Annotated in this window: 14 protein-coding genes; 4 read left to right on the top strand and 10 right to left on the bottom strand. The window is 65.1% G+C overall.

What is annotated here, in order from left to right; all coding sequences use genetic code 11:
* Positions 1-230: 230 nt before the first annotated feature.
* Complete coding sequence (locus F3H41_RS08120; protein WP_149738039.1) at positions 231-1445, top strand: hypothetical protein; 1215 nt, start codon at positions 231-233, stop codon at positions 1443-1445.
* A gap of 3 nt (positions 1446-1448) precedes the next feature.
* On the opposite strand, the gene F3H41_RS08125 is transcribed toward F3H41_RS08120, so the two are convergent.
* Entirely contained in the window at positions 1449-2276 is an 828-nt protein-coding gene (locus F3H41_RS08125; protein ID WP_149738040.1) for an RNA methyltransferase, read from the bottom strand.
* A 14-nt stretch (positions 2277-2290) separates the two neighbouring features.
* Positions 2291-2674 carry a hypothetical protein gene (locus tag F3H41_RS08130; RefSeq protein ID WP_149738041.1) on the bottom strand — a complete coding sequence of 128 codons (384 nt, stop codon included), beginning with the start codon at positions 2672-2674 and terminating at the stop codon, positions 2291-2293.
* A gap of 36 nt (positions 2675-2710) precedes the next feature.
* Here F3H41_RS08130 and F3H41_RS08135 point away from each other — a divergent pair, with 36 nt between their 5' ends.
* Both F3H41_RS08135 and rpoH read left to right on the top strand, forming a co-directional pair.
* On the top strand, positions 2711-3742 hold the full coding sequence (locus F3H41_RS08135) for an RluA family pseudouridine synthase (RefSeq protein ID WP_149738042.1): 1032 nt from the start codon (positions 2711-2713) through the stop codon (positions 3740-3742).
* A gap of 240 nt (positions 3743-3982) precedes the next feature.
* On the top strand, positions 3983-4891 hold the full coding sequence (rpoH, locus tag F3H41_RS08140) for an RNA polymerase sigma factor RpoH (protein ID WP_149738043.1): 909 nt from the start codon (positions 3983-3985) through the stop codon (positions 4889-4891).
* 97 nt (positions 4892-4988) lie between these two features.
* Here rpoH and F3H41_RS08145 read toward each other — a convergent pair whose 3' ends face one another.
* Positions 4989-7970, bottom strand: a complete 2982-nt coding sequence (locus F3H41_RS08145) for a hypothetical protein (RefSeq protein ID WP_149738044.1) — start codon at positions 7968-7970, stop codon at positions 4989-4991.
* A gap of 171 nt (positions 7971-8141) precedes the next feature.
* Complete coding sequence (locus F3H41_RS08150; protein WP_149738045.1) at positions 8142-9437, bottom strand: adenylosuccinate synthase; 1296 nt, start codon at positions 9435-9437, stop codon at positions 8142-8144.
* 201 nt (positions 9438-9638) lie between these two features.
* On the opposite strand from F3H41_RS08150, the gene F3H41_RS08155 reads away from it, so the two are divergent.
* Positions 9639-10529 carry a DMT family transporter gene (locus F3H41_RS08155; RefSeq protein ID WP_149738046.1) on the top strand — a complete coding sequence of 297 codons (891 nt, stop codon included), beginning with the start codon at positions 9639-9641 and terminating at the stop codon, positions 10527-10529.
* A 69-nt stretch (positions 10530-10598) separates the two neighbouring features.
* On the opposite strand, the gene serA is transcribed toward F3H41_RS08155, so the two are convergent.
* From serA to pal, 6 genes are all read right to left on the bottom strand, one after another.
* Positions 10599-12194, bottom strand: a complete 1596-nt coding sequence (gene serA, locus F3H41_RS08160; protein ID WP_149738047.1) for a phosphoglycerate dehydrogenase — start codon at positions 12192-12194, stop codon at positions 10599-10601.
* Positions 12195-12278: 84 nt separating this feature from the next.
* Positions 12279-13457, bottom strand: coding sequence for a phosphoserine transaminase (locus tag F3H41_RS08165; RefSeq protein WP_149738048.1), 1179 nt, complete (start codon positions 13455-13457; stop codon positions 12279-12281).
* A 185-nt stretch (positions 13458-13642) separates the two neighbouring features.
* Entirely contained in the window at positions 13643-13957 is a 315-nt protein-coding gene (locus F3H41_RS08170) for a HigA family addiction module antitoxin (RefSeq protein WP_149738049.1), read from the bottom strand.
* Entirely contained in the window at positions 13929-14213 is a 285-nt protein-coding gene (locus F3H41_RS08175) for a type II toxin-antitoxin system RelE/ParE family toxin (protein ID WP_149738050.1), read from the bottom strand. Before F3H41_RS08175 ends, F3H41_RS08170 begins: the two co-directional genes overlap by 29 nt.
* Before the next feature lie 53 nt (positions 14214-14266).
* Positions 14267-15115, bottom strand: a complete 849-nt coding sequence (locus tag F3H41_RS08180) for an outer membrane beta-barrel protein (RefSeq protein ID WP_149738051.1) — start codon at positions 15113-15115, stop codon at positions 14267-14269.
* 202 nt (positions 15116-15317) lie between these two features.
* Positions 15318-15860 carry a peptidoglycan-associated lipoprotein Pal gene (gene pal, locus F3H41_RS08185; RefSeq protein ID WP_149738052.1) on the bottom strand — a complete coding sequence of 181 codons (543 nt, stop codon included), beginning with the start codon at positions 15858-15860 and terminating at the stop codon, positions 15318-15320.
* Positions 15861-15916: the final 56 nt, after the last annotated feature.

The following is a 15916-nucleotide window of genomic DNA, read 5'->3' on the forward strand; positions in this document are numbered from 1 at the left end:
CAACGCAAGGTCCGCCGTTTTGCGCGGACAGCAGGGAACAGACGCTCTCCTTCCCGGTTGGAACTCGACCGGGACTGTTCATTCCCGGCGCCGCGGCTCATGTCAGGCGGCGACGGATCGCAAAGGTGTGTTGCACACGGGTTGCGGATGCGTGACGGGCGAATAATTCGCCCCTATAATGCGTATAAGACCCATGATGGGACCCAGAAAGTACGGATCGGCCGACGCCCGTGATCGAATTTGTTCTGTTGTATTCGCTGGGATTTCTGTCGGCAGGTCTTTTGGCCCTGCTGGTGGCGCCGATCATCCAGCGGCGCGTCGTGCGCTTTGCCGAAGATCGCCTCAAGGCCACCATGCCGATTTCGCCCGCGGAAGTCCGCGCCCAGAAGGATGCGGTGCGCGCCGCCGCCGCCGCAGAACAGGCCAAGACCCTCATCGACCTGCGCAAGGAGCGTGACCGCGGCGTGGCGCTGATGGTCAAGAGCGAGACGCTTGCCACCGATCTCCGGCGCACCAGCGAGGAAAATCGCGAATTGCAGGCCCAGATCGCCCGCATGAGCGAGGAGGCCGCCGATATGCGCGTGGCCCTGCGCGACCAGGAAAAGCGCGTCGACCGGCTGAAGGAAGCGCTCGACAAGGCAGAGGCCGATGGTGCGGCAAAGGCGGAAGAGGTGCGCACCCTGCTGCGACAGATCGACCTCATCTCCGCCGACATCGACCGTCTGCGCGAGGACATCGGCGCGCGCGACAACGAGATCGACAGCCTGCGCAGCCGCAATGCCGGGCTGCGGGACGAACGCGAGACGATCCGCGAGGAATTGAAGACCGAGACGGCGAAAGCTCGCGCCATCGAATTGCAGCTGGCCCGCGACGAAACACGCCTGCGGCAGATGGAAAGCCGGCTGGAACAGGAGACGAGTTCCCGAACGGACAAGGACGTGCTGCTGGAACGCCGCGGCAAGGAAATCGACCGCCTGAAGGCCAAGCTGAAGGATGCCAATGGCGAGGTCCGCGAGGCCATGCGGGCCCTGCGCCTCGCCGGCATCAAGATGGACCGCCCGGCCACGACAACCGTCGCCGAAGACGCGAAGGACAGGGACAGCCGCCCCGTCGCCAGCCGGTCTGCAAGGAACGCGCGAAGCGCAGAAGCGGAGGCGGCCTTGCCCGCCCCTGTTCTCGATCCTGTTGCCCTCACCGAAGAGACGCGCAACCGCGCCACAGCGCTCGCCGAGCGGCTGGCCAGCGCCCGCAAGCCGAACGGCCACGACGAGGCTCTCAGGATGGAGCTGGCCGACGTCGCCGCCGCCATGGTCGCGATCACCGCCACCCGCGAGGGACCGACCTCGCCCATCCAGCCGTTCATCGCGGCTGGGCGCGCCGAAAAGCCCTCTCCCCGCCGCAGCCTCGCCCGCCGCGTCGCCGATATCCTGCCGCCGGAAAAGTAGGCTTCAGATGAGCCCGTTGAGCGCGGCCGCGTGATGCAGCGCGATGCCGGCGGCGGTTGCCACATTGAGACTGTCGAGGCCGGGACGCTGGCGGATGCGCAGCGTCGGCAGCGCCGCCATCAAATGCGGCGGCAGCCCCTCCCCTTCCGTTCCCATGACCAGCGCCGTGCGCGCCGCAGGCTTCAGATCCTGCAACGCCAACTCGCCGCGCGGCGAAAGACCGAACAGGCTGAAGCCGGCCGCCGTCAAGGCCGAGAGCATGTCGCTCGCCGATCCGCCCCTGACCTGCGGCACCGTCAGCACGGATCCGACCGACACGCGCAGCGCCTTGCGGTAGAAGGGATCGCACGAGGTCTCGTCGATCAGCACCGCCTCCGCCCCGAAGGCGGCGGCATTGCGGAACAGCGCGCCCATATTGTCGTGGTTGGAAATGCCGATGGCGGTGAGCACCAGCGCACGCTCCGGCAGACGCGCGATCACCGTCTCCAGCGACGGCATCTGACCGCGACGGCCGATCGCCATCACGCCGCGATGCATGTCGAAACCGGCAATCGCGTTGAACACGGCCCGATCCGCCACATAGACCGGAACCTCCGGCCCGAAACGCTCGAGGATCGGTTCAACCCCGTTCAGACGGTTTTCGAGCAGCAGCACCGCTTCCGCCACGATGCCATCGCCCCGCCCATGGGCGGCGGCGAGCAGCGAGAGCACCACCGTGCCCTCCGCGATGAAGCGCCCCTCGCGGCCTGCCAGATCCCGCTCCTTCACCGAAACGAAGGCCGCAATCCGCGGGTCGGCGGGATCGGTGATGCGGATCGCACGTCCAGCCATGGCAGGCGTGCCCGTCAGTTCGTGGTGACCCTGACGTCGGCAACGACGCGGCCGGCAGCGATGTCGTAGACCACGGCCTTGCGCTCGCCCTCGGTGGTACGGCCCCAGAAGAGAAGCTGGCCGTTGGCGAGGCTGACGCTCTCGATGGTGAAGCCGACCGGCAGCGCCGCGACGGCCGAGACCGGCGCTTCGCTCGGCACCAGCCCTTGGCCGGCAACGGCCCGCTCCGCGGGCTTGCCCTGCGTGACCTTGTAGACAATCGTTGCCAGCACGGCCATAAGCATCAGAAGCATGATGCCGCCCGAGGCGAGTTGAAGCTTCACCATCTTGCGGCGCACATTTTCCATGGCCGGATCGAGCGGCTTATCTTCCTGGTCCTGGGGTTCGACGGCGGACATCAACAGACCTTCCAAGCGTGAATGAGTACGGTACGAATGAACGACCCGTTTAACCAAGAGCCGACAGATAGGAAAGTCCTTATCGCCGGGGAGGACGCCGAAGGCCGCCTCGATGCGTGGCTTGCGGCCCATCTGGACGGCGCCTATTCGCGCAGCCGCATCAAGGCACTGATCGAAGACGGCGCCGTCACCGTGGGCGGCCAGCCCACCACGGAGCCGAAACGCAAGGTCAAACCGGGCGACGAGATCGCCATCATCGTGCCGCCGCCGGAAGACCCGGAGCCGAAGGGGGAAGATATCCCCCTCGACGTGCTCTACGAGGACGATGACCTGATCGTGATCGCCAAGCCGCCCGGTCTCGTCGTGCATCCGGCCGCCGGCAACTGGACAGGAACGCTGGTCAATGCGCTGATTTACCACTGCGGAGACAGCCTGTCGGGCATCGGCGGCGTCAAGCGCCCGGGGATCGTCCACCGCCTCGACAAGGATACGAGCGGCGTGATGGTGGTGGCCAAAAACGACCACGCCCACCGCCACCTCTCCGACCAGTTCGCCGACCACGGCCGCACCGGCCCGCTGGAGCGCGCCTACATGGCGCTCGTTTGGGGCCGTCCGAAGACGTTGCGTGGCACGATCGACGCGCCGCTCGGCCGTGCCTCCAGCGACCGCACCAAGCGCGCCGTGGTGCGCGAGACCAATGACGACGCCCGCGAGGCGATCACCCATTACGAGGTGATCGAGCGGTTCCTGGAGCAGCCGGACGCCACCGCCATGGCCTCGCTTGTGGAGTGCCGGCTGGAGACGGGGCGCACCCACCAGATCCGCGTCCACATGGCCCATCTCGGCCATCCCCTGATCGGCGACCCCGATTACGGCGCGGCCTTCAAGACCAAGGCCAACCGCCTGCCGGATGACAGCCGCAAAGCCGTGGAGCGCTTCCGCCGGCAGGCGCTGCACGCCTACCTGCTCGCCTTCGAACACCCCGTCACGGGCGAAGCCTTGCATTTCGAGGCGCCGATCCCGGAGGATTTCGAAAGGCTGCTGGACGCCTTTCGCCAGGCCGAATGAGGGCGCCCTCGCTAATCCTGGCGGTGCGCTGCCTTCATAACCTTGAAACTGTCCCGCCAACTCCCGATCTGAGATCCATCAGAAGATGAACAATTTGTAAGGTCGTTTTGCCCTGACAGGCAAAGTGGGCGCCTTGAATCATGTTTGTTGCCTCCTTATCTCTGGTGTCGGGCGGAGTCTGAGAACCGCCCGGACCCGGGCTTGCCGAATGGAAGCCGGGACAGGAGAAAGGGGTGCTTCATGGCCCGCAATACATTGCCCAGCATTACCGCCGGTGAAGGCGGTCTCAACCGGTATCTCGACGAGATCCGCAAGTTTCCCATGCTCGAACCGCAGGAAGAGTACATGCTCGCCAAGCGGTATCAGGAGCATGATGACCGCAAGGCTGCCCACAAGCTGGTGACAAGCCACCTGCGCCTCGTGGCGAAGATCGCCATGGGTTATCGCGGCTATGGCCTGCCGATCGGCGAAGTCGTTTCCGAAGGCAATGTCGGCCTGATGCAGGCCGTCAAGAAGTTCGAGCCCGACCGCGGCTTCCGTCTTGCGACCTACGCCATGTGGTGGATCAAGGCCGCCATCCAGGAATATATCCTGCGGTCATGGTCGCTGGTCAAAATGGGCACGACTGCAAACCAGAAGCGCCTGTTCTTCAACCTGCGCCGCCTCAAGGGCAAGATCCAGGCGCTGGACGAAGGCGACCTGAAGCCCGAGCACGTCAAGGAAATCGCCACGACCCTCAAGGTGTCCGAGGAGGAAGTGATTTCCATGAACCGCCGCCTGTCCGGCGATGCCTCGCTCAACGCGCCCATCAAGGCAAGCGAAGGCGAGAGCGGCCAGTGGCAGGATTGGCTTGTCGACGACCACGACAACCAGGAAGCCATGCTCATCGAGCAGGACGAGTTGGAGAACCGTCGCGGCATGCTCGGCAACGCGCTGAAGGTTCTGAACGACCGCGAACGCCGCATTTTCGAAGCCCGCCGCCTGCGCGAAGATCCGGTGACGCTGGAGGACCTTTCGAGCGAGTTCGACATCAGCCGCGAGCGCGTGCGCCAGATCGAGGTCCGCGCCTTCGAAAAGGTGCAGGAGGCGGTTCAGAAGGCTGCCCTTGCCCAGGCGCAGGCGCTGCGGGTGGTCGAAGAGGACGCCTGAGCCGATCCGCCACGCAGCAAGCCAATCGACCTCAAAAAACAAGCCCTCCGGCAGGACCGTGCCGGAGGGCTTTTTGTTGGTGTCAGCGGCGCGCTCGTTACTGGCCGTTGGCAGGCGCGGTGGATGGAAGCTTCGCCCACGCCTGCAGCGCCGTGTTGAAGGCCTGCCGACCCGTCTGGCCCTTTTCCAGCGTCAGCAAGGCGCGGCGACCGTTGCGGTAGGTGATCGGAATATCGATCCAGGAACGGCTTTCCAGCAGTTGCAGGTTGGTCGTCACCGCTTCCGGGAAGTCGTTGAGCGCGATCATGTAGAAGTCGTCGGTGATCTTGGCCGGCACAGCGATCAGGGCGTCGCCGCGATCCTGCTCGGTGCGCTTCATCGCCACGCGCTGCACCGCATCGATCGAGCCGCCCTCGAAATTGTCGGGAACGGAGAAGACGAATTCGATGACATGGCTTGCCGGCAACGAACTATCGGTATTGCGCTTGATGGTCATCAGTGCAGTCAGGCCACGATCGGGAACTGTGATCTGCGCCTGTATGACCGGCTCCGGCTTGGCATCGCCGCCGGGCGATTCCTCCTTGACGGACCAGACGGCCGTGCCCGGAATGGCGGTCGGCGAAGTCTGGCCGAGCCGCTCTTCGTAAAGGAACATCTTCTCGCCCGGCAGGGCGCTCGCCGCTTCGCCAGCGGCAGGTGTCGTCTGCACCGGCGTGGTCGTCGTCTGCGCAGCATCAGCCGGCGGGGTGCCGGTCGTTGCATCGCTGGCCCCGGCGGCCAAGCCTGGCGCTGTATCCGTCTTCTCGGCCACCGACTTGCCTTCGCTGACCGTCGGATCCGCGCTGGCCAGCGCCGCCGGCCCGGCATCGATTTCCGTTCCATCGGCCTGGAGGCGCTGGGTAAACTTCTGCGGGCCGGGGTCGATCGCAGCCACTTCGGTCTGGCCGGACGCCGTTGGCGGTACGGAACCGGCACCCGGCTCTCCCGAACCGCTCGCCGAAAGTTCCCCCGCCGGCGCCGTCGTCGCACCGTTTGCTGGCGTGTCCGAAGGCGGCGCTGTCTGCGCTGTGCCGCCATTGGAGGTGACGGAGGCGACCAGCGACTTGGCCCAGTCGTTCACCGTCTGCTGGTTCGTGTAATAGGCGTAACCGCCGCCGCCAAGCGCGAGAACGGCCACGACGAGAACGGCCACGAGCGGTGACATCCGCCGCTTCGGCTGCACGCGATAGGAGAGCGGCTTTCCGGCGGGAATGACGGGATCGCGCTCCGGCAAGGCATCGGGATCGGCATAGGCCGACGAGGGCGCACCCCCATAGCCCGCACCGCCAACGCCTGCACCGCCCGCATTGGCCATACCGCCAAGGGCGATGCCTGCGCCGGCAACAGCGGCACCCGCTGGTGCATTGCCACGCGCTTCGTCCGCAAGGATCTGGTCGAGCTCGCGTGCGGCCCAATTGTCAGCGTCTGTGTTGCGCGCGGTCGATCCCGCTGCGTCTTGCTCAACCGCAAACCTGTCTTCCGGTTTGTCGTCCGGCCAGGACCAGTCGGCCATCGGGTCACGGGCGGAGGGATCGAGGGAAACAGGGTCCTCTGCCAGCGTTGGTGCACGGGGGGCGGGCGTGAGCAGATCGTGCGGGTTACCGGAAAGATCGTAGCGTGCGCCCGTATCCAGCGGATGGGTCTCGACCGGGACCTCGCCATGCGCATCGGCCGGTGGCGTCACCGTCCAGGCGGGCACGGCATCCCATGGCGTCGCCTGCGGCTCAGGCGCGGGAACCGAGACGGGTTCGATCTCGGCGCGATCCGGCCAAAAACCGAGCGGTGCGGCTTCCGCCGCCGCTTCGGCCGGGCCGGCTGCGGCGAAAGGCTCATCCTGCTCGTGGGAATGCACATCAGGGATGTGCTCGCTCTCGTAGGGCGCCGACACGCTGGCCTCGACAGCAACCGGCTCATCATGATCGGCGGCCAGCACAGCATCGCGCAGCGTATCAGGCGTGGGGGACACGCTGCTATCAGGGCCTGATACCGAACTGAAGAAGGCGTCGAGATCCGCTTCGGCCGTGCGCGCATCGATCGCAAAGGCTGCGGGTCCACCGCCTTCCGTCACCGGCTCCTCGTCACGCGCGGGCTCGACCGTCCAGGCGGCCTCTTCCTGTTCCGCCACCGGCTCGATCGCGAGCTCGGGAGCCGCAGGCTCCTCCCCTTGCTGTGCCGCTGCTGCGGCGGCGTCCGCCTCCGATTGCGGCGGCCATGCCGCCAGCACGTCATCCTGCGAGACGGGGCTTGCGGCGGGTGCTTCGACCGCGTCGTCGCGTTCCTCGCTCCAGGCAGCAACCGGCTCGACCGGCGGCTCTTCCTCAAACGGAGCGGCGGGTTGCGATTCAGCAGCCGCTTCGGACAAAACTTCAGGTTCAGGCTGGGCTGTATCGATCTCAGGCTCGATAGGAGCCGCCTCTACAACCTCCGCCGCTTCAGACTGACCGGATGCAGCAGGCTCCCCGCCCCCGTCACCCGTTTCGGCCGCCGGTTCGGTGGCCGAACGCTCTGCCGGCTCTGCCTGCGGCCAGGGTGCGGTTGCCTCAGCTGCCCAGGCATCCACGGGAGCCGCAGGCTCTTCCTGCGGGGGAACATCCGGCGCTTCCTCGGATGGCGCGGGTTCGGCAGCCTCAGCCGTTGCAGCAGGTTCATCGTCGCGAACCGGGTCGTCAGCGGCATCCGCAACACCGACCTGCGCGGCGACAGGCCCCTGCTCGGGCGCGGCCGGATGGGCCGGCGCCGGCGTCTCGGTTTCCTCAGGCGCAGCGTGCGACCCGCTGGCGGCTGCAACGTCTTCCGCACCCGCAGTGTCGGCATCCAGCGGCGGCAGCGCTTCGGCATTTTCGCCTTCCACCAGCGCGATCGCCTGTTCGAGCTTGGCCATCTGCCGGCCGATCATCTCGTCCGACGGGCGCGGCGTCATGTTCTCCAGCTGCCGTCGCACGGCACCACGCGCCTTGTCGTAGACTTTCGCGCGCATATCGGGGACATTCTCGGAGAGGCCGTCCACGGTCCTGCGGATCACTGCGACGAAATCAGCCATAAGAACTTTCTCGAACTCGTATCTACACGGACAGCGCCGTACATCGAAAATGACGTGCGGCGCTGAACAATGTCTTCAGGTCTGCACCATAAATTTGACGACAGCACGGGCGCTTGTCACAAATTATGGCCCAGGTTGGCGGCCCTGCCGCAGATCAGCGGCAGTGAAAGCTTAGTCCTCAAACGGATCGGTCACAAGTATCGTGTCGTCGCGCTCGGGGCTAGTGGACAGCAGCGCCACCGGCGCGCCGATCAGTTCCTCGACCTGACGCACATACTTGATCGCCTGCGCCGGCAGATCCGCCCAGCTGCGCGCACCCACGGTCGATTCCTTCCAGCCTTCGAGCGTGATGTAGATCGGCTCGACGCGGGCCTGCTGCGACTGGCTGGCCGGCAGATATTCGATCTCCACGCCATCCAGCTTGTAACCGACGCAGATCTTCAGCTCTTCAAGACCATCGAGAACGTCGAGCTTGGTCAGCGCGATGCCGGTAATGCCGTTGGTGGCCACCGACTGGCGCACCAGCGCGGCATCGAACCAGCCGCAGCGGCGCGGACGGCCGGTATTGACGCCGACTTCCCGGCCGACCGATGCGAGGTGCTTGCCGATCGCATCGTCGAGCTCGCAGGGGAACGGACCTTCGCCGACGCGCGTCGTATAGGCCTTGGTGATCCCGAGCACATAATCGATTGCCGTCGGACCGAGGCCCGAACCGGCGGCAGCTTGGCCGGCCACCGTGTTCGACGAGGTGACGAAGGGATAGGTGCCGTGGTCGTTGTCGAGCAGCGATCCCTGCGCGCCTTCGAACAGGATGCGCGCGCCGGCGCGGCGCTTCTTGTCCAGCAGGTCCCAGACCCGGTCGATATAGGGCAGGATGTGCCCGGCAACCGAGGTCAGCTCTTCCTCGAGCGACTCGACGGAGATTTCCGCAAGACCCATGCCGCGGCGCAGCGCATTGTGATGCGTCAGCAGGCGCTCGATCTTCGGGCGCAGCGTGGCGGGCTCGGCGAGATCCACCACGCGAATGGCGCGGCGGCCGACCTTGTCCTCATAGGCCGGGCCGATGCCGCGGCGCGTCGTCCCGATCTTCGTGCCGTTCGCCGAAGCGGCGTCTTCGCGCAGCGCATCGAGATCGCGGTGAAGCGACAGAATGAGCGGTGCATTGTCGGCGATGCGCAGCACCTCGGGCGTGACGTCCACGCCCTGGGCGCGCAGCTTCTCGACTTCGCCGACGAAGTGGTGCGGATCGACCACGACGCCATTGCCGATCACGCTCAGCTTGCCGCGCACCAGGCCGGACGGCAGCAGCGCCAGCTTGTAGCTGACCCCGTTGATGACGAGCGTATGGCCGGCATTGTGACCACCCTGATAGCGGACGATGACCTCAGCCCGCTCCGAAAGCCAGTCGACAATCTTACCCTTGCCCTCGTCTCCCCACTGGGAGCCGACCACCACGACATTCGCCATAACAATCCGATCCTGAACGATGCACCAGCGCACCTCGGCTGGCTCAAACCCGCGCATCTATACTGTGTTGTCCGGATGATTGCGACCCCGATCTGAGGGGCCAAAAGGCTTTTTGCGTGGCGCCGGGCGCGCCAAGCGCGTATCACAGGGCCGGCCGCAACCCGCTTCGGCCCAAAAGTCTCCGCATGAAAGCCGATTCCCGTGAACATCAAGGCCTATCTCTTCCTCACCATCGCAACGCTGTTCTGGGGCGGCAATGCCGTGGCAGGCAAGATGGCCGTCGGCCATGTCAGCCCGCTGCTCCTCACCTCCATGCGCTGGGCGGTGGCGCTCGCGATTATCCTCGCCGTCATGACGCCGCAGATCCGGCGCGACTGGCCGAAGGTGAAGGAAAGCTGGAAGCTGCTGATGGGCCTTGGCGTCGTCGGCTTCACGCTCTTCAACGTGCTGCTCTATACGGCGCTGAACTTTACGACGGCCATCAACGTCTCCATCGAACAGGCCGGCATTCCCGTCGTCATCTTCCTCTTCAATTTCATTCTGTTCCGCATCAAGGCAAGCCCCGCCCAGATGCTGGGCTTCACGGTGACACTGATCGGCATCATCACGACCGCCACCCACGGCAACATCACGGCCATCGGCAGCCTGAGCCTCAATTTCGGCGACCTGCTGATGCTGGGCGCGGTGCTGTGTTATTCGGTCTATACGATCATGCTGCGCTGGAAGCCTGCAGTACACTGGCAGACGCTGATCGCTGCCTCCGCGTTTGGCGCCCTCGTAAGCGCCCTGCCGCTTCTCGCCTTCGAATTTGCAAGTGGCGCAATGATCGCGCCGGACGTCACGGGCTGGAGCGTCATTCTCTACACCGCGATCTTTCCCTCCCTCGCCTCGCAGGTGCTCTATGTGCGCGGGGTGGAACTGATCGGCGCCAACCGCGCCGGCCTTTTCATCAACGCTATCCCCATTTTCGGCACGCTGCTGTCCCTGCTCTTCCTTGGCGAGGCGCTGCAGACCTTCCATGTCGTCGCCCTTCTCCTCGTCCTCGCCGGCATCGCCATCGCCGAGCGCGGCGCGCCGAAGAGGATCGCCTGAGAAAGAAAAGGAAGAGGCCGCCCGCGGCGAACCGGGGCGGCCTCTTTTCATCGGGGTGTCGTGGCCCGATCAGTCGACGTTGAAGACCAGCGGCTTCACCTGCCGGATCGCCGGATTGGCGGTGAGCTTGGCCACCACGTCATCGTTCAGCGGACCATCCACGTAGAGCAGCGCGATCGCATCGCCGCCCTGCGTGTCACGGCCGAGCTGGAAGTTGGCGATGTTGACGCCGGCTTCGCCGAGCGTCGTGCCGATGAAGCCGATCATGCCGGGAACGTCGGTGTTGGAGATGTAGACCATGTGGTTGCCCACGTCGGCATCGAGGTTGATGCCCTTGATCTGGATGAAGCGCGGCTTGCCATCGGAGAACACCGTGCCGGCGATGGCGCGGGTCTGCGTGTCCGTCTTCACCGTCAGGCGGATATAGCCGTCGAAAACGCCGGACTTGTCGCGCTTGACCTCGGACAGGATGATGCCCTTTTCCTTGATCATCACCGGGGCGGAGACCATGTTGACGTCGGCCACCTGCGGACGGATAAGACCGGCAAGAACGGCGCTCGTCAGGGCCTTGGTGTTCATTGCCGCCGTCGAGCCGTCATAGAGGATCTCGATTTCCTTGATGGCGTTTTCCGTGACCTGGCCGACAAAGGCGCCGAGAACATCGGCAAGCCGGATGAAGGGCTTCAGGATCGGCGCTTCCTCGGCGGTGATCGAGGGCATGTTGATGGCGTTGGAAACGGCGCCCTTCACCAGATAGTCCGACATCTGCTCGGCAACCTGAAGGGCGACGTTTTCCTGCGCTTCCGTGGTGGAGGCGCCGAGATGCGGCGTGCAGACCACGTTCGGCAGACCGAAGAGCGGGCTTTCGGTGGCGGGCTCGACCTCGAAGACGTCGAAGCCTGCGCCGGCGACATGGCCGGACTTGATGGCGTCGGCCAGCGCCGCCTCGTCCACCAGACCGCCGCGGGCGCAGTTGATGATGCGCACGCCGGGCTTGGTCTTGGCGAGCGCTTCCCGGTTCAGGATGCCGCGCGTCTTGTCGGTCATCGGCACATGCAGGGTGATGAAATCGGCCTGGGCCAGAAGCTCGTCGAGCTCGACCTTGGTGACGCCCATTTCCTGGGCCCGCTCGGCCGACAGGAACGGATCGTAGGCGATCACGCGCATGCCAAGGCCGATCGCCTTCTTGCAGACGATGCCGCCAATATTGCCGGCGCCGATGACACCGAGCGTCTTGCCGGTGATCTCGACACCCATGAACTTCGACTTTTCCCACTTGCCGGCCTGCGTGGAGGTGTCGGCAGCCGGAAGCTGGCGGGCGACGGCGAACATCAGCGCGATGGCATGTTCGGCCGTCGTGATCGAGTTGCCGAAGGGCGTGTTCATGACGATGATGCCGCGGCGCGAGGCGGCCGGGATATCGACATTGTCGACGCCGATGCCGGCGCGGCCGATGACCTTGAGATTGGTCGCGGCGGCGATCAGCTTTTCGGTCGCCTTGGTGGCGGAGCGGATGGCGAGACCATCATAATTGCCGATGATCTCGGCCAGCTTTTCCTTGTCCTTGCCGAGCTTCGGCTGGAAATCAACCTCGACGCCACGGTCGCGGAAGATCTGGACGGCAGTTTCGGAAAGTTCATCGGATACGAGGACGCGCGGTGCCATGGAGGCCTCCTGGGTTAGAAGCGTTCTGCGGTAAAATGGAAAAGGAGCGGAAGGGCTGCGCCGCATCGGGCGCAGCCGGAAGGATCAGGCCGCGGCCTGCGAGAGCGTCGCCTTCTGCGTCGCGAAGGCCCAGTCGAGCCAGGGCAGCAAGGCTTCGATATCGGCCGTGTCGATCGTCGCGCCGGTCCAGATGCGAAGGCCGGACGGCGCATCGCGATAGGCACCGATGTCATGGGCAACGCCCGCCTTTTCGAGCGCGGCAACGATGCCCTTGGCGAAAGCGGCCTGCGCATCGGCATCGAGCGCCTTGACGGCGGGATCGACGATTGTGAGGCACACCGAGGTGTTCGAGCGCGTGGCCGGATCGACGGCGAGGTTGGCGAGCCAGGTGGACTTGTCCGTGAAGGCGTTCAGCACCGCCGCATTGGCGTCAGCCCGGGCCATCAGGGCGTTCAGGCCACCGAGCGACTTCGCCCACTTCAGCGCGTCGATATAGTCCTCGACGCAGAGCATGGAGGGCGTGTTGATGGTCTCGCCGACGAAGATGCCCTCGATCAGCTTGCCGCCCTTGGTCATGCGGAAGATCTTCGGCAGCGGCCAGGCAGGTGTGTAGCTTTCGAGACGCTGAACGGCGCGCGGCGACAGGATGATGACGCCATGGCTGCCCTCGCCGCCCAGCACCTTCTGCCAGGAGAAGGTCACGACATCGAGCTTGGCAAAGTCGAGGTTCTGCGCAAACGCCGCCGAGGTGGCGTCGCAGATCGTCAGTCCCTCGCGGTCAGCAGGGATGAAATCGGCATTCGGAACGCGAACGCCCGACGTCGTACCGTTCCAGGTGAAGACCACATCGCGGTTGAAATCGATCGCGGAAAGGTCGGGCAGCTTGCCGTAATCGGCGGTCAGCTTGCGCACGTCGGGAAGCTTGAGTTCCTTGACGACATCCGAGACCCAGCCCGAACCGAAGCTTTCCCAGGCGACCATGTCGACGCCGCGCGCGCCGAGCAGCGACCAGAGCGCCATTTCGACGGCGCCGGTATCGGAAGCCGGAACGATGCCGATGCGGTAATCCGCAGGCACTTCCAGAACGTCACGGGTGAGATCGATAGCTTCCTTGAGCTTCGCCTTGCCGACCTTGGCACGGTGCGAACGACCGAGCGGGGCATCAGCGAGCGCATCGAGCGACCAACCGGGACGCTTCGAGCAAGGGCCAGAAGAGAAATGGGTGTTGTTCGGACGTACGTCCGGCTTTGCGAGATCCGCCATATGGCTATCCTTCCAGATAGAAAGCCTCTCGTTGGGGAGAGGTGTCCCGCCGGCGCTTGTAAGGGAGAGCGCATGAAAGCGCAAGAGGAAAAGCGAGGGTGTTTTGTGAAGATTGCGTGTCGATGCGCGACATAGAGGGAATGGAATGCGACGCCTTCGTCGGATCCCACTCTCTGATCAGGGCGTCACGCCGCGCGCGGCTGGATGCGGGACAGCGCCGGCGCGATCTCCCGGCGCCTCTCCATGAGGTCGAAATCGGCCTGAAGCCCCAGAAACATGCCCTCGGAGACGCCGAAATAGCGTGCCAATCTCAGGTCCGTGTCGGCAGTGACGGCGCGCTTGCCAAGCACGATTTCGTTGATTCGGCGGGGCGGTACATCGATCGCCCGCGCCAGCGCGTTCTGACTGACGCCCATCGGCTTCAGGAAGTCTTCGAGAAGAATCTCGCCGGGATGCGGGTTGGGAAGAAAGTCAGCCGTGGTCGTCGACGATTCCGACATGCGTCGGCCCTCCCTCGCGCCAGATGAAACAGATGCGCCATTGATCGTTGATGCGAATGCTGTGCATGCCCGACCGATCGCCCTTCAGTGCCTCCAGCCGATTGCCGGGTGGCACGCGCAGATCTTCGAGCCGCTGAGCCTGATTGAGAACACGAAGTTTGCGCAGCGCCACCGCCTGAATGTCGGAGGGCAGCTTCCGGCTTCTTCGGCCGGACCAGATCATCTCCGTCTCGGCGTCAGCAAAGCTCTGGATCATGTGGCAAAGCTAAGGGGCAGCAGCCTATAACGCAATACGTTATGGGGCGGATTTCACCACAGGCTGACCCGCACCCCCGCCCGGAATTCGTGCCGGCCGAAGCCGTCGTCGCTGCTCTTTGCGCCATTGCCGCCGGCCGGTTCGCTGGCGCCGAAGCGGAAGGTGTCGCCGGAGGTGATCTGCTGGAAGCGATAGCCGAGGTCGAGCTTGACCCGGTCGGTGATGTCGTAGGAAAGGCCAGCCATCAGGGCATAGCTGAAGCGCCAGCTATCGATGCCGGACAGCGTTTCGCTGCTCCCAAGCGGCGCCGCGCAGGCCACACTGCCCGCCACGCAGGCAGACGATGCGGAGAAGCCGCCGAAGTCGAGCCGCGTCACGCCGAGGCCGGCGCCGAGATAGGGCGTGACGCCGGCGAGCGTGGCGAGATCGACATAGGCATTCGCCATGACGCTCGTACCTGTCACGTCGCCCTTGAAGCTCTGAGCGCAGGCCGTGCTGGCCGCCTGGCCCGCGCAGGGGCTCGCCACCGAAGCATGGCCGGCAAAATCGCTCGTGAATCGCTCGGCCGTAAGATCGGCGCGGAACGTGTCGGTGAACTGAACACCGATGCCGACGCCGCCGGAACGGGCATGGCCGAATCGCTCGCTGTCGAAAGGCGTGGTCAGGACTTGGCCACCGATCGCGGTGCGCAGCGTCGGATCGCCCTCGCCCGTCCACCCGGTATAGCCGAGATCGCCGCGCAGGTAGACGCCGGACGTCGGCGTGGAGCCGGTGATGGTGACCTCCGGCGCATCGATCTGCACCTCCGGCGGATCCTGCTCCTCGGCACGGGCGGCAGCGCCGACGGTCAGTGTTGCAAGGCCAAGCGCGGTCGTCGCCGCAAGCGTCGCGATCAGGCGCATGGCCCGCTCTCCCATTTGAAGACGTGTCCCGCGGGACGCGGTCAAGCCGCGCCGGGGCATTGGCCGGACTATGCCAGCGGTGGGTTAAGCGGTCGTTAACCACGTCCGTTAAGGAGGCAGAAAGATCTGGCTGGCGGACAAACGAAAAGGGCGGCCCGCAAGGACCGCCCCTTTTCAAGACTGGACCTTATGGGCCCGTCAATTACATGCCGGCGCCACCGAGAACCGTGACGGCGCGGCGGTTCTGCGACCAGCAGGAAATGTCGTCGCAGACGGCGACCGGCTTTTCCTTGCCGTAGGAGATGGTGCGCAGGCGGTTGCCGGGAATACCGCGCGAAACGAGGTAATCCTTCGTGGCCGCCGCGCGGCGGGCGCCGAGCGCGAGGTTGTATTCACGCGTGCCGCGTTCGTCGGCATGGCCTTCGATGGTGATGGCGTAGTTGCTGTAGCGCTGCAGCCACTGGGCCTGACGATCAAGCGTTGCCTGGGCATCGGCACGGATCGATGAGCTGTCCGTGTCGAAGAAGATGCGGTCGCCGACATTGACCGTGAAGTCCTGCTGCGAGCCCGGCGTGGCATTGGCGCCATTGGCACCGTTCAGGCCGAGTTCCGAAGCATTGTTCGGCAGGTTATTCTTCTTGGATGCGCAGCCGGCAAGGGCAATGCCCAGGACGAGCGCGATCACGGCGGGGTTGCGGGCGAGGGACTGCATGCGGCCTGCGGCCGGGGCTGCGATACGGCTCATGGCCGAACTCCTATGGACTGTCTTCATTCAGGGTTGCCAGACTGTAACCGGGACCG

It is taken from the genome of Rhizobium sp. RU20A (assembly GCF_900155885.1).
Lineage (GTDB): Bacteria > Pseudomonadota > Alphaproteobacteria > Rhizobiales > Rhizobiaceae > RU20A.